Genomic DNA, 14298 nt, shown 5'->3' on the forward strand with positions numbered 1-14298 from the left:
CCCCTCGCCCGCCATGCTCGAAAAAGGCAAGGACATGACGACCGACCAGCGCTTACGCAACTGGATCGACGAGACGCGCAAGCTCTCAGGCCGCCAGCCGCGCCGCTATACCAGCATCGAGGAAGCCTATAAGCGCATGCAGGGCGAGAACCCGCATCTTTCGCCGGAGCGGGCGCGACACCTTACCGTTCACGGCGTGCACCAGAACGAAGACGGCACCTATAGCTGGAAGTTCGACAATTATGTGCGCGTCTTTCCGCCGACGGGTTTCGACGAAACGACCACGACTTATCTCTGGTCGCGCATCACCTGCCCCACGCTGCTCATTCGCGGCACGGAAAGCTGGGCGAGCGATCCGGTGAAGGACGGGCGCGCGAAGCATTTCCAGAATGCGAAGGTCGTAAACATCGAAGGCGCAGGCCACTGGGTCCAGCATGACAAGCTGGACGAGTTTCTGAGCGTGACGCGGGACTTCCTGAAAGGTTAGAGCGACCAGCTTATTTCAGAAGCTCACCGGCTTCGATGCACGCCTTCATTCGGTCGGTGAATTCAACGCGCGCCTTGATCGATGCAGGGTCGTCGGGCTTGCGGTTGCCATCAAAGACAGCAAGAGCATCAGCGAATGTCCGAAGCACCTCGTCCTGCTCTTCCCGCGAAGAAAACTTATGCTCTTTCGCAAGGGTAACGGGTTTTCGTGTTTCGTTATCCCATCGAATTACCAGGATACCAACCCGATCGAAACGCCATATCTTGGTGCCGTCAGACAAGCGCTCCGACGTATCATCCTGCCAATCATCAGCCGTCCGGAATCCGATCTTCTTCCCTCCCATGTCGAGGACGAACTCGCTTCCAACTTCAGGGTGGTGGGGGACAAGGCACTCAACGAACATATTGCGATCGTCGGACTCGATCCGGACGGTTTCCCGGTTGAACCTCCAGCCCATAGCCCTAGCCCACAGCGCCTGTATCCATGCACTGGATGAGCGCGGTGCGTTCCAGGCCCGCCGTGCGATGGGGCAGCGCTTCGCGATAGTCGGCTTCCGAGGTCATTTCGAGGAAGGCCTTGCGGGAGGGATAGCGCACCAGCACCACCGCGTCCCAATCGTCCTTGTCCGTACCGACGACGAGCTGCTCACGCGGGGACTGCCAGAGAATACCGCCGCCGACGGATTTGATCTTCTTCTGCGCGACCTGGCCATAGAGCCCATAGGCTTCCGCACCGCTGATGCCGCCTGCGTCGCGGCCGTCCTCATAGACGGCTTTGGCGCGGAACTTCAGCAGATTGACCATGACGATGGGTGTCGTCTGGTCGGCTTTCATCAGCGCATCGAGTTGCGCCTCAGTCGGCTCGAGCTTTTCGCTCATCGGTTTTCCTCCCCCTGGATTTCACAGCCGGCGTCAATGCGGCCTCGGTCTCCGCGGAGACGGGCGCGGTCAACATGCCGAGCAGGCCGTCGACGAGATTTGCCGTGAAAAATTCGCGCGCCGCGACATCCTTCAGCGCATCGTGACGGCGCGTCCAGATGGCAAGGGCGCTGATCGCCATTTCCAGCATGAAACGCTGGCGCTGTTCGGCAACCTCCGGCGGCAGGTCGTTCAGATAGTCGGCCAGCAGAATATTGACCCGGGTGAGGCCGTCATAGCGCCCCCAGACCGTCATGCGCGGCAGGTCGAATTGCGGATCGCCCAGCACCTGCGCCACGAAACGGGCAAAGCGCACACCGTCTCTCGTATGCAGCAATTCGAAGATCGGCTGAAAGGCGATCTTCACGACCCCGCGAAGGTCGGGCTTTTCGCCGCTTGCCGCCAGATCGTCGAGCAATTGCGAGCGGCGGGTATCCAGCACATCGGCACGCTGGCGCAGGATCGACCCGATCAGCGCCTTTTTCGACCCGAAATGGTAGTGCAGCGCGGATTCATTGCGCTGCCCCGCCGCGGCGTTGATTTCCTTCAGCGTCACCGCATGGATGCCGCGCTCGCCGAACAATTGCTCGGCGGCGACGATCAACCTCTCACGCGTATCGCTGCTGCGGTTTCCCGCTTTACTTCTGGCCTCGGACATGGGGCGAGACTAATGGCCTCCATTATATCGGTCAATCGAAACAGGCTCACAGTTTGAGCCCGCGCAGGCGCAAAGCATTGCCGATAACGGAGACAGATGAAAGAGACATGGCCGCCGCCGCGAAGACCGGGCTCAGGAGGAGACCGAAAACCGGATAGAGAATGCCCGCCGCGATGGGCACGCCCGCGGCATTATAGATGAACGCGAAAAAGAGGTTCTGGCGAATATTGCGCATGGTCGCGCGGGAGAGTTCGCGCGCCCGCGCGATGCCCATGAGGTCGCCCTTCACCAGCGTCACGCCCGCGCTTTCCATGGCGATGTCGGTGCCCGTGCCCATGGCAATGCCGACATCGGCAGATGCGAGCGCAGGGGCGTCGTTGACGCCGTCGCCCGCCATGGCGACGACGCGGCCCTCGCCCTGCAACCGCTTCACCATGTCCGCTTTCCTGTCGGGCAGGATTTCCGCCTCGACTTCATCGATGCCGAGTTCGGCTGCAATCGCCCGGGCGGTGCGTTCATTGTCGCCGGTCAGCATGACAATGCGCAGGCCGTCTTCGCGCAGACGCGCGATCGCGTCGGGTGTCGTCTTCTTGATCGGATCGGCGACGGCGAGCAATCCTGCAAGTGCGCCGTCCATCACGACGAACATCACGGTCGCGCCCTTGTCGCGCAGTTCATCGGCGCGGGCGGCAAGCTTGTCGGTGGCGATCCCCATATCCTCCATGAGCCGGCGATTGCCGAGCGCCAGCTTGCGGCCTTCCACCGTGCCGGTGACGCCCTTGCCCGACGGTGCATCGAAATCCTGCGTATCGGAGAGTGTCAGGCCGCGTTCCTTCGCTGCTTCGAGAATGGCGTCCGCCAGTGGATGTTCGCTGCCGCGCTCAAGACTTGCGGCAAGGCGCAGCAGATCGTCTTCGCTCACCCCGTCCGCCGGCTCCACCGTGGTCACGCGCGGCTTGCCTTCGGTCAGCGTGCCGGTCTTGTCCACGACCAGCGTATCGACCTTTTCCATCCGTTCCAGCGCATCGCCACTGCGGATCAACACGCCGAGACCGGCGCCGCGCCCCATGCCGACCATCAGCGACATGGGCGTGGCCAGCCCCAGCGCGCAGGGACAGGCGATGATGAGAACCGACACCGCCGCCACCAGCGCATAGCCGAAGGCCGGGCTCGGCCCGGCGAACGACCAGGCGACAAAAGCAATAATCGCAACCGCAATGACGGCGGGGACGAAATAGCCCGCCACCTTGTCGGCAAGACCCTGAATGGGCGCGGAACTGCGCTGCGCCTCGGCGACCATGTTGACGATGCGCGACAGCATGGTCTCCATGCCGACCTGTTCGGCCCGCATGACGAAAGTACCGGTGCCGTTGAGCGTGCCGCCGATGACATTATCGTCCTCGGCTTTCTCGATGGCCATGCTCTCACCGGTGATCATGGATTCATCGATCGAGCTGCGGCCGTCGATCACCACGCCGTCTACCGGTACGCTCTCGCCCGGACGTACGCGCAGGCGGTCGCCCCTTTCGACCTCACCAAGCTCCACTTCCTCGTCGTCGCCGCTATCGGTCAGGCGGCGAGCCGTACGCGGCGCGAGATCGAGCAGCGAGCGCAGCGCTTCGCTCGTCCGGTCGCGCGCCCTCAGTTCCAGCACCTGCCCCAGCAGCACGAGGACGATGATGACGGCGGAGGCCTCGAAATAGACGGGCACCGTCCCGTCCTCATTACGGAAAGCCGTGGGGAAAATATGCGGAAAGAGGATCGCCACCACCGAATAGACATAGGCGGTGCCCGTGCCCATGGCGATGAGGGTGAACATGTTGAGATTGTTCGTCACCACCGAGGACCAGCCGCGCTGGAAAAAGGGCGCCCCCGCCCAGAGCACGACAGGCGTCGCCAGCGCGAACTGGACCCAATTGCTCACATCCGGGGAAAGACCGAAATCCGTGTGAAACAGATGACCGCCCATTTCGAGGATGAAGACCGGGAGCGCCAGCGCGAGACCGATCCAGAAGCGCCGCGTCATGTCGATCAGCTCTTCATTGGGCTCCGCATCGCGGGTCACCGTCATGGGCTCCAGCGCCATGCCGCATTTCGGACAGGTGCCGGGACCGTCCTGGACGATTTCGGGGTGCATGGGACATGTATATTGCGCACCGGGAATCACCGGCGGGGGCGTTCTGTCCCCGCCGCCATGGCAATGATCATGATGATGGCAGCAGCTTTCCTGTTCGCTCATGGTCTCGTTCCCGCAGGGAGGTCCAATTCTCTCCCTGAAACGTAATGCTTCCAGTTGCTGGAAGGTCAAGGTTGACGGGAAAATGGCAGAATGCCAGTCATCCCGGTGCAGGAGCATGGCCGCAGGAGCCCGGCCTCGTGCATAATGCGGCGTCGTAGGTTGAACCGGCTGTCAGGGCCGGCATGTCCGGGGCTTCGTTCTGTCTGGAGCGCGACCCTGTCTGGAGCGAGTGACGAATGATCCGCAATGCGCGGTGGCAGCCCGGTGGTGGGCGTACAGCATGGCCGACAGGCCGGCTGCGCACGCTTGCGGGCGTTTCGGCGACCGCATTGGCGGTTGCGCTGACGAGCGCCTTTGCCGCACCGGCCACTCACACGCAAACCGAGCCCGGCACTGTCGAGACCCCGTCCGCCTCTGCTCCGCCTGAAGACGCATCCACTCCGCCCGACGACGCATCCGCTGCGCCAACCGGCGAACGCAGCCTCGACTTTTCCACCGAGGTTCGCGGCCCACGTATTCCCGATTATCTGAAAAAGCTGATGGAAGATTCCGTCCAGCTCGGCAAGACCGATACGCCCGTACCGACGCTCGCCCAGCTTCGCCGGCGCGCGATCGAGGACGAAAAGCGGATCGACCGCGTACTGCGCTCGGAGGCCTATTACAACGGCAGGATTTCCTCATCCATCCGGCAGGAAACCGGCGGCGCCTACAAAGTGGTTTTCGACGTCGACCTGGGCGAGCGAACGATGATCGAAAGCTTCGACATCGTTTACCCCGACCACCCGGAAGACGAAAGCAAGCTGCCGAAAGACGGCGCCTTTTTCGGGCTGAAACCCGAGCGCGCGGCGAAGGCGCAGCGCATCATCGACCTCACCAATGAGACGCTTACCTGGCTCTACGATAACGGTCACCCCGACGCCGAACTCGACGACCGCAAGGTGATCGTCGACCTCGCCGCGCATACGGCCACCGTCACGCTTTCCATCAAGGCGGGCGAGCCCATGCTGTTCGGCCCGCTGGCCATTTCCAATAAAGGCCGCACCCGCGACGATTATGTGCGCTCCTTCATCACCTTCGAGAAGGGGAAAACCTACGACCGCAGCGAAGTCGACAACTCGCTGAACGCACTGCGCAAGACGGGCCTGTTCGATCAGATGGCACTCGATAGCGGACAGCCGATCAACGGCAACGAACTGCCGCAGGAGCTTACCCTCAAGGAAAGCGACGCCCGCACGGTCCGGCTTGGCGCGAACTACACGACCTCCACCGGGGCGGGAGCCAAGGCGTCCTGGGAACATCGCAACCTGCTGGGGCGGGGCGAGAAGATGACGCTGGGCCTCAACGTCTCGCAGACGGAACAATCCGCGACCGCCGATTTCAGCAAGCCCCGTTTCCTGAGGCAGGACCAGACGCTGACCGCCAGTTTCGAAATCGCGCATGAACGCTCGGACGCCTACAACGAAAACCGCATCAAGGCGGGCACCGGTCTCGTTCGTCCCCTGACGGACAAGATCCAGGCCAGCCTTGGCGTTACTTTCGAACTGGTACGCACGACGGATTCGCGCGGCAACAACCGTTATCAGTTGATCGGCATTCCCGCCTCGCTGAGTTATGACGGCAGCAACAGCCTGCTGGATCCGACGTCCGGAATACGCGCCACCGTGCGGGCAACGCCCTATTTCGGCCGCGCCAATCAGAAAGCGGTAGCCTTTACGCGGCTGGAAGGTGTCGGCTCGACCTATCTCAGTTTCGGCAAGAGAAACGACGGCTCACCATGGGTGACGCTCGCCGCGCGCGGCCGGGCGGGTTCGCTGCTCGCCTCGGAAACAGACGATGTGCCGGGCTCCACACGCTTCTATGCGGGCGGCGGCGGATCGGTCCGCGGCTATGGCTACCAGATGCTGGGGCCCCTCGACAGCGACAATGACCCGGTCGGCGGACGCTCCGTGCTGGAAACCAATTTCGAGGCGCGATTTCGCGCGACCGACTCTGTCGGCGTCGTCGCCTTTCTCGATGGCGGCAATGCCTATTCCGGCCTCACACCCACATTCGGCAAGCCGCTCAAATGGGGCACGGGGCTGGGCTTGCGCTACTACACGCCTATCGGGCCGGTGCGCTTCGACGTTGCCGTGCCGCTGGACCGGCGCGCGGGGATCGACGACCGCTTCCAGATCTATGTTTCGCTGGGGCAGGCATTCTGATGGCACAGGCAGCGGCGCAAAAACGCGATGTGACGGCCCGCCTGCTGCGGCGGGCAGGCGCGGTGATACTCGGCCTTGCCGGTCTGGTGCTTTTGCTGGTGGCCCTTGCCATCGCGCTTCTCAATATCCGCCCGGTACGGCAGGCGCTTCTCGATGTCGGGCTGGCGCAAGCCAACAATGCGGGCCTCGCTCTCTCGGTCGAGGATATTTCCGGCAGCTGGCCGTCGACGCTCATCCTCGAAAACGTCTCGCTGCGGGATGAAAAGGGGGCCTGGCTCACCCTGCCCCATGCCTCCATCGAGTGGCGGCCGCTGGCGCTCTGGTCGGGCGAAGTCCATATCGTCGCGCTGACCGTCACCGGGCTCGACGTCGACCGGGCGCCGGAAAGCGGCGCGCCCGCCGAAGAGCCCGCAGGCGATCCTCCCTTCACCCTGCCGCGTTTGCCGTCTCTGCCGGTTGCCATCCGGATCGACGCCCTCACGCTCGACGGGGCAAGTCTCGGCAAGGCACTTGCCGGCAGCGATACGCGGTTCAATGCCAGCGGCGACCTCCACTGGAAGGGCACGGATATCGACCTCAACCTGCGTGCCGACCGGACCGACAATGTGCCGGGACATATCGCAGCGCATATCGCGCATGATGCAGGGAGCGGACGGGGCGACCTGACACTCGACGTCACCGACGGCTCATCCGCCAAACCGGGTTTCGTCGCCGCGCTGACGGAGGACCCGCATTTTGCCGGCGTCACGGCGAAAGCAAGCGGCACGATGCGCGAAGGCGCGATGACGGGCGAGATGTCGGTGACGGCCGGCCGCGCGATCGACGCCCGGCTCGCCGCGCATGGCCTGACCGGCGATGAAACCGACATCACGCTGTCGCTCGATGCCCAAGGCCGCATGATCGCCGACGCGATGGAACCGGTCGGCGCCAAGACAGTGAAGGCGGAGACCCGCATCGGCTGGGATGGCGCCCGACGCCTCTCCCTGCGGGGAATCGACGTGACGGCGGGCGCGCTTGCCCTGACAGGCGACATCGAGACGGCAGGCGCGGCGAAAGGCGGCGTTGCCGACATAAAGGGGTCGGGGACGATCCGGGGACTCGACAAGCTCGCAGGCGCGGACGGGAACAGCTTCCTCGACGCCATGGACTGGCGTCTCGCGGCCAAGGCCGACTTGGACAGGATGCAGGCCGATATCGGGGAGTTCGCTCTCGCCGGCCAAGACAATGAGCTGCGTTTTGCCGGGCAGGTCGCGCTCGCCGACGGGCTGAGCGTCGATGGCGAAGCGCATGGCACGCTCGCCGACCTGAAACCGATTGGCGAGTTGGCGGGACAGCCGCTCGCGGGACAAGTGAAACTCGACATTGCTCCGCTAACGCTCGATCCGGATGGCACGGCCAATGCTCAGCTTTCGCTTGCGGGAGAGAAGATTTCCACGGGCGATCCTATGCTGGACGGGCTGTTGTCGCCGGGCTTTACCGCCGCGGCGGCGCTTTCCATGGATAGCAAGGGGGGTTATTCGGCCTCGAATGTAGAGGCCAGTTCGGCAAGCTTCTCGCTGACGGGCGACGGGTCCATGACGGCGACCGGCGCGCTGAAGGGCGACGCCATGCTGAACATGCCCGAGGCCGGTAAGGTGCTCGGCAGCACGAACACGCGCGGCAAGCTCTCCGCCCAGGCAACGCTGGGCGGCACGACCGCGGCGCCGCAGCTCTCGCTCGATGCGAAACTTCAGAAAGGCATGCTGGCCGGTCTCGATGCGAAGCTGGCAAGCCTGACCGCCAAAATCGGCGCGAGCGACAGACAAGACGGGGGATCGCTAGGCCCCATCGCCTTCCGCCTGAACGGCGACGATGGCCAGATCAGGCTGGATACGAAGCTGGCATTGCCCGAGAAAGGCGGCGCAACGCTCGACCCGATCGACGCGTCGATTCTGGGCGCGCCGCTTAAAGGAAGCCTGAGCGTCGATGCCGACGGGCTTGCATCGGGATCGCTGACCGGCGAGAACCTCGCGCTCGCTCCCCTCGCGGCGCTGGCGGGCCTGCCGATCGACGGGCAGGCGGATATCGATTTCGCACTGGATACGCGGAACGGCAAGCAAAACGCCACGGCATATATTCTCGTTCCCAGGCTGATCGCCGATGTCAGCAGCCGGCTGACGCTGGAAAAAGCCGAAGTCGCTCTCCGCGCGGACGATTTGACGGGCGATCCCTCCCTCGACGTGGTGATGAAGACCCGTTCGGGTGGCGCCGGCAATACACGTTTCAGCGCATTCGGCGCAACGGCCAGCGGCCCCCTCGACAATATCACCTTCGATGTTGCGGTGAAGGGCGAACGCGAACAGCTCAAGCCCGCGGGCCTCAGTTTCCTTGCCAATGGCACCTATACCGGTGACGGGGTTTCGCTCGATGCGCTCGACTATGTTGTCGGCGCCGCGGAGATGCATCTCACCCGGCCTTTCACGATAAAGCTGGGCGAGACGATCAAGACGGACAAGCTGTCGCTGGACACAGACAGCACCGAGGGCAAGGGCTCCATCACCGCGCAGATGGACCTCCGCCCGCGCGCGGCGCGCCTCGACGCGACGATCGACAATGCGCCGCTCGAATTGCTGACGCCCGTCCTGCCGGTCGAGGCGGCACGCGGGTCTGCAAGCGGCACCGTCGCGCTCGACAGCGGCAAGTCGTCGGCAGAGATCGCACTCGACTTTAAAGATGTGCGCGTGCCGGAAGCCAATCTGGAAGAACGTCCCGCTTTCGACGCCTCGCTCGACGGGAAATGGGCTGGACGCAAACTCACCCTTTCCGCCTGGGCCAAAGGCGTGTCGACCGAACCTTTCAAACTCGATGCGACGCTGCCGCTCATCCGCGACCCGCAAGGTGCCTTTCCGATGCTGCCCGAAAGGGGCCCGGTGTCGGGCAAACTGACCTGGGAAGGTCCGCTCGGATCCCTCGCCGCACTCGCCGACCTCGACGGACAGAAGATCGACGGCGCGACCGATGTCCTGCTGACAGTCAGCGGCGACATATCCGCGCCTCTCGTCAACGGAACGGTGGACATCACGGATGGCCGGTTCGAGAATATTTCGACGGGCACGGTGCTGCGCGACATGCGCTTCCATATGGAAGCGCAAAATAGCCGCGCCTTCACGTTCCGGCTGGATGCCGATGATGGCGGCAAGGGCCGCATGAAAGCGGAAGGCAACCTCACTCTCGGCAAGGATGCGAAGACGCCTCTCCTGGTGAAGCTCGATTTCGACAAGGCCCATCTTGTCCGGCAGGCCGAAGCGGATGCCGCAGTCAGCGGCGACCTCACCATCGAGGCGAAATCGCTGCCGCCCACGCCAGAGGCGCCATTGTCCGTCAGCGGCAAGCTCACCACCGATCTTGCGCAATACCGCATTCCGCAAAGCCTGCCCGCCAGCGTGCCGGAAATCCAGGTGACGGAGATCAATGCGCCCGCGGGCATCGTCCAGCGGAAAAAGGAAGAGGCACCCCTCCCCACGGCCCTCGACCTGACGGTGGAAATCGGCCAGCCCGCGCTGGTGACGGGGCGCGGCGTCAATGCCTTGTGGCAGGGATCTCTCCACATAACCGGCACGGCCGACGCCCCGCGGATTTCGGGGTCGCTGACCAGCCTGCGCGGCACGCTGGATTTTGCGGGCAAGACCTTCACGCTGAAGAAAGGCGTCATCACCTTCTACGGGCGCAACCCGCCGAACCCGACCATTGATGTCGCGCTCGGCTATCAGCGAAACGATTTCGAGGCCACGATCAGCGTGACGGGACAGGCTTCCGACCCCGAGATCGACCTCTCTTCCCCTTCCGGGCTGCCGGAAGACGAAGTCATTTCGCGCATCCTGTTCGACAAGCAAGTCGGCGAGCTGTCGGCTTTCGAGGCGGCACAGCTCGCAGCGACGGCGGCGGAACTTTCAGGCGTCACGGGCGGCGGCGGGCTGAGCGTGCTCGGCCAGATTCAGCAGCAGCTCGGCCTCGACGTGTTGCGCGTGAACCAGGGCGCCTCCGGCCAGACGACGGTGTCGGCGGGCAAATATATCGACAAGGGAATCTATGTCGGGGTCGAGCAAGGCGCGCTGGCCAGCGATTCCTCGGTCAAGGTCGAGATCGACGTGACCGACAATATCAGCGTCGAGACCTCGGTGGGGCAGGACGCCAGCGGCGGCGCGGGCGTCAACTGGAAATGGGACTACTGATCCGCCCGCAAAAAGCGCGCGCTCAGTAGCGGCCCATCGAATCGCCCGACGGGTTCACGCTGTTCGGCTCGGTACCGCCCGCGGAAAAATTAAGAATGCGCTGAAGCTGCTCCTTGTCTTCCTGCTGCTTCTTGCGGCGCTCTTTCTCATACTGCTCGGCATACATTTCCGCATCATGCTGCTTTTTCGTGTCGTATTGCGGATCCTGCTCGGAGCGATAATTGACGGGCGGGGTGTCCGGCTCGTCGGTGACCTTGTAGACGGTATCTCCGTTGGGCGCGGTTTCCTTTTCCTGCGCCCGGGACGGCGTGGACATCGTCACGGCCAGCAACATGACGGAGATCGCCACGGCGGAGGCGACCAGAAGCCCCTTTGTCCGCTTGTCGTTCAGATCTGCCGCAATAGAGAAATTCTGCGCCATAACGGGCTCTCCCTGCTTCAACGTCACCGGCGCGGACTGCGCCATAGATAGGATCGCAACCACTATAACGCCGGCGCGCGCTTTCGCACGCAGCCAATGTGAGAGAGTGTCACCGCTGCGGTTTTATTCTTAACGCTTTACGAATGGCTATGGCGCCCGCGCCACACTCCCCGGCCGGCGGATTTACCAGCGAAAGGTGAACTGAGCCGCCATGCCATAGGCAGGGCCTGCCGCAGCCACATGCCCCGGTTGCAGCGCGGCAAAGCCGTTAAGCGTAAGGAATGCCGCCTTTCCCCAGACGAATTCCGGCAAAGGGGTGGCGTAGGCCAGCTCGAAATCGAGCTCCCGGCCATCCGGCTCCATGCCGACCGCCTGATGACGCCGGATGATGTTGCCTGCGATATCGCGACCTACCGGAAGCCAGATATTGGCGGTCGCCTTTTCGGCACGCAGCGGCTGGGCCATACGGAAACCGAGCCGGTCGCCCTCGCGCCAGCCCGCCGGGCCGGACAGGGTGAACGACATGGCACTGCCATCGACATTGCGCAGCCCCAGACCATTGCCGAGCGTGCCCTCGGTCAGACGCGCGCGGGTGTAGGTCGCGGCAAGGGCCCAGTCCGCGCCCGCATCGTAGCGCAGGCTTGCGGTTGCAAAGCCGGTACGGCCGCCCGCGCCCGCGAAGACGCCCTGGCCGAAGGCCCCCAGCAGACTGCCGTCCTCGGTCAGAAGGCTGCCTGAAAGGCCCCATTCGACCGGTCCGGTCTTCACCGCCATGGAAGACTGCATGAGGTCGCTCCGGCCGCGGATATTGCGCCCCGCCGCATAGCTTGCTGTCATGCGCAGACCGTCATTCCGCCAGCCCAGGGCGACCCCCGACACGCCGTCGCCCATGAACGCGCCCTGCGGCGTCGCGGCCGAGCTTGTGGAGAGGAAAAGAGAGCGGCCATTGCCCGCGGCGGGCTCCAGTTCCGGCATCGCCACCAGGCTTGCCACGCCCGCATGTCGCATGGACATCGCAAACGTATTGCCGGACAGCGCGACCGCATAGGCGGCCGAAACATGCCGCGCCGCCACGCCGCTGCCAAAGGCGAGCGAGGCGCCCTTTTCCGGATACCAGTTGTCGAGCAAGGCACCGATACCCGCGCCGGACGCGCGGCCGTCCACGCCTGTGAAGTTATCGAAGAGGCTCGCCTGGCGTGTGACGAAGGTGTCGAGCGGCACGGTATAGGCGCGGCGATAGGCATCGAGCAGGATCGTGTGCCCACCCTTGAAGCCGCCCAGCACGCTGCCCGTTGCGACGGTAGCGCCGGAAAGCGGCGCGGTGACGGCATCCACCGTGTTGCCTACCGTCATGACCAACGGGGCGACGGGGTTCATCGCCGTGGTGAGATTGACGAGACCGGAGCCGTAAATGGCATCGACGCCCGGCGCCCCAAGATCATCCGCCGTCTGCTTGATCAACGCCACAAGCTGCGGGCCCGTCAGGAAGGGATAGGCGTTGGCAAGCACAGCAAGCGCACCGCTGACCACAGGCGTCGCCGCGCTGGTGCCGGAGAAGAAGACATAACCGCCATCCTTCGCAGCGGTAATCAACCGCACCCCCGGCGCCACAACGAAATAGTCGCCATAGCTTCCCGCGCGGTTGGAGAAGCTCGCAATGGTGTTGGTCCCGTCCACCGCGCCGACGATCAGCATGGACGGACCGATACCGGGGTCAGTCACGGCCAGCGCCGTCGGCGCCGGCTGCGCCTTCCCGTCATTGCCGGCTGAAATGACCATGATCCTGTCGGCCGCCGCGACCGAGCGCATAGCGGCAAGCGTGGAGGACGAAAAACCACCGTCTCCCGCAAGGCTCATATTGGCGATGCGTGCATTCACCGAACTGTAGGAAGGATTGTTGCCCGCGACGATGTTCAGTGCGTCGCCGATATCCGCGTCGGAGGCCGAAACGTCTCCTGTCGCCGATTTGGTGAAGACGTTGATGTCGTAGAGATATGAGTTGAAAGCAACCCCGTGAACGCCCGCGCCATCGCGCACCGCGGCCGCGATAGAGGCAACCGATGTTCCGTGATCGGCAAGTCCGCCGGAGGGGTAAAAGCCCGTCGTGTCGATATAGTTGCGCACCCGACCCGACAGCTCCGGACTCGTTTCGGAAATGCCTTCGTCGATGATCGCGATATTGACGCCGTTGCCCGTAGCTCCCAGCAGGTAGGCCCCGTCGGCATGAATGCCGTCGAGATAAGTCGAGTTGTCGTATTCCGCCGTCCGGATGGGAACGACCGGCGTTCGCACGACAGGCGAGGGAATTTCCACAAGGGGGTCGAAAACGGGCGACGGGGTCGGAGAAGGAGACGGGGATGGCGGCGCATCGCCCCCACCGCCTCCGCCACAACCGGAAAGAGCAAGCGCGGCGCCTGCGGCAAACACGGCAATGAAGCGAATTTCCCGCGCGCTCCGGCGGGTAGGCACGGTCGGTCGGCAGTCGTCACCCATCGATATTTTCTCCGGTTCATCTGCTGGACCACCGGAAAAAACCTAACCGCCAAGGCAACCGCGTTGTGCCGCCATTCGTCGCAATGTGTCGGAAATGTAAGCACTGCCTTACATTGGATCATTTCCGGACATGGCAAAACGGCGCGTCCGTCCCGCACCGCAGCATTGCCCGGACAGTTTGCCGCATTCTTCTCGCGGTCAAAATGACAATACTTTTCTTATGGGTATTCGCCCGAAACAAGAACAACCGACCGCGGCAGAGACCGGAAGAGAAATCGGGAAGATGGCGAAGATCAAATATATCGAGTTCAACGGGACGGAGCATGACGTCGACGTCCCCAACGGTCTTACCGTGATGGAGGGCGCGCTGCGCTACACCATTCCGGGTATCGACGGCGATTGCGGCGGGGCCTGCGCCTGCGCCACCTGCCATGTCTATGTGGAGGATGGCTGGTTCGACAAGCTGCCCGAGATGGAAGAACTCGAACGCGACATGCTGGATTTCGCCTTCGACGTTGCCGACAACAGCCGACTTTCCTGCCAGATCAAGGTTGACGAAACGCTCGACGGACTCGTGGTGAAAACACCTGCCCGTCAGTACTGAATTCCGTGCGTTGAGAAGAAAGAGGACGGCAAAACATCCGTCCCGAGAACAACACCGCTGAATGCGG

The 14298-nt window shown here is 63.5% G+C and carries 10 protein-coding genes; 4 read left to right on the forward strand and 6 right to left on the reverse strand.

Translation table 11 applies throughout. From position 1 onward, the window contains the following. On the forward strand, window positions 1-487 hold a 487-nt coding region (locus CMI59_RS03565), incomplete at its 5' end, for an alpha/beta hydrolase (RefSeq protein WP_293324845.1). A 10-nt stretch (window positions 488-497) separates the two neighbouring features. Here CMI59_RS03565 and CMI59_RS03570 read toward each other — a convergent pair. Genes CMI59_RS03570 through CMI59_RS03585 form a run of 4 tightly spaced genes read right to left on the reverse strand, consistent with a single transcriptional unit; the run spans window position 498 to window position 4301 of the window. Next, window positions 498-944 (reverse strand): hypothetical protein, encoded by a 447-nt coding sequence (locus tag CMI59_RS03570; protein ID WP_293324847.1) that lies wholly within the window; start codon window positions 942-944, stop codon window positions 498-500. A gap of 4 nt (window positions 945-948) precedes the next feature. Then, the gene (locus CMI59_RS03575; RefSeq protein WP_293324849.1) at window positions 949-1365 is read right to left on the reverse strand and encodes a DUF1330 domain-containing protein; all 417 of its coding nucleotides are present in this window, start codon (window positions 1363-1365) and stop codon (window positions 949-951) included. Beyond that, window positions 1340-2062: a TetR family transcriptional regulator gene (locus CMI59_RS03580; RefSeq protein WP_293324851.1), complete on the reverse strand. Its 723-nt coding sequence runs from the start codon at window positions 2060-2062 to the stop codon at window positions 1340-1342. Before CMI59_RS03580 ends, CMI59_RS03575 begins: the two co-directional genes overlap by 26 nt. A gap of 46 nt (window positions 2063-2108) precedes the next feature. Beyond that, on the reverse strand, window positions 2109-4301 hold the full coding sequence (locus tag CMI59_RS03585; RefSeq protein WP_293324854.1) for a copper-translocating P-type ATPase: 2193 nt from the start codon (window positions 4299-4301) through the stop codon (window positions 2109-2111). Between the two features lie 236 nt (window positions 4302-4537). Between CMI59_RS03585 and CMI59_RS03590 the strand changes: the two genes are divergently transcribed. Further along, window positions 4538-6502, forward strand: coding sequence for a BamA/TamA family outer membrane protein (locus tag CMI59_RS03590; protein ID WP_293324857.1), 1965 nt, complete (start codon window positions 4538-4540; stop codon window positions 6500-6502). Next, window positions 6502-10713 carry a translocation/assembly module TamB domain-containing protein gene (locus tag CMI59_RS03595; protein WP_293324860.1) on the forward strand — a complete coding sequence of 1404 codons (4212 nt, stop codon included), beginning with the start codon at window positions 6502-6504 and terminating at the stop codon, window positions 10711-10713. Before CMI59_RS03590 ends, CMI59_RS03595 begins: the two co-directional genes overlap by 1 nt. A gap of 22 nt (window positions 10714-10735) precedes the next feature. Here CMI59_RS03595 and CMI59_RS03600 read toward each other — a convergent pair whose 3' ends face one another. Both CMI59_RS03600 and CMI59_RS03605 read right to left on the reverse strand, forming a co-directional pair. After that, window positions 10736-11134 (reverse strand): hypothetical protein, encoded by a 399-nt coding sequence (locus CMI59_RS03600; protein ID WP_293324862.1) that lies wholly within the window; start codon window positions 11132-11134, stop codon window positions 10736-10738. Window positions 11135-11317: 183 nt separating this feature from the next. Next, a complete protein-coding gene (locus CMI59_RS03605) occupies window positions 11318-13627 on the reverse strand; it encodes a S8 family peptidase (RefSeq protein ID WP_293324865.1) in 2310 nt (769 codons plus the stop codon). A 283-nt stretch (window positions 13628-13910) separates the two neighbouring features. On the opposite strand from CMI59_RS03605, the gene CMI59_RS03610 reads away from it, so the two are divergent. Continuing rightward, entirely contained in the window at window positions 13911-14231 is a 321-nt protein-coding gene (locus tag CMI59_RS03610; protein WP_293324867.1) for a 2Fe-2S iron-sulfur cluster-binding protein, read from the forward strand. Window positions 14232-14298: the final 67 nt, after the last annotated feature.

Source organism: Parvibaculum sp. (assembly GCF_002684405.1).
Lineage (GTDB): Bacteria > Pseudomonadota > Alphaproteobacteria > Parvibaculales > Parvibaculaceae > Parvibaculum.

Bases quoted from the DNA above. Each gene is read 5' to 3' on its own strand.
- CMI59_RS03605 (WP_293324865.1), bottom strand. From the start codon at position 13,627: ATGGGTGACGACTGCCGACCGACCGTGCCTACCCGCCGGAGCGCGCGG.
- CMI59_RS03580 (WP_293324851.1), bottom strand. From the start codon at position 2,062: ATGTCCGAGGCCAGAAGTAAAGCGGGAAACCGCAGCAGCGATACGCGT.
- CMI59_RS03585 (WP_293324854.1), bottom strand. From the start codon at position 4,301: ATGAGCGAACAGGAAAGCTGCTGCCATCATCATGATCATTGCCATGGC.
- CMI59_RS03610 (WP_293324867.1), top strand. From the start codon at position 13,911: ATGGCGAAGATCAAATATATCGAGTTCAACGGGACGGAGCATGACGTC.
- CMI59_RS03600 (WP_293324862.1), bottom strand. From the start codon at position 11,134: ATGGCGCAGAATTTCTCTATTGCGGCAGATCTGAACGACAAGCGGACA.
- CMI59_RS03590 (WP_293324857.1), top strand. From the start codon at position 4,538: ATGATCCGCAATGCGCGGTGGCAGCCCGGTGGTGGGCGTACAGCATGG.
- CMI59_RS03575 (WP_293324849.1), bottom strand. From the start codon at position 1,365: ATGAGCGAAAAGCTCGAGCCGACTGAGGCGCAACTCGATGCGCTGATG.
- CMI59_RS03595 (WP_293324860.1), top strand. From the start codon at position 6,502: ATGGCACAGGCAGCGGCGCAAAAACGCGATGTGACGGCCCGCCTGCTG.
- CMI59_RS03570 (WP_293324847.1), bottom strand. From the start codon at position 944: ATGGGCTGGAGGTTCAACCGGGAAACCGTCCGGATCGAGTCCGACGAT.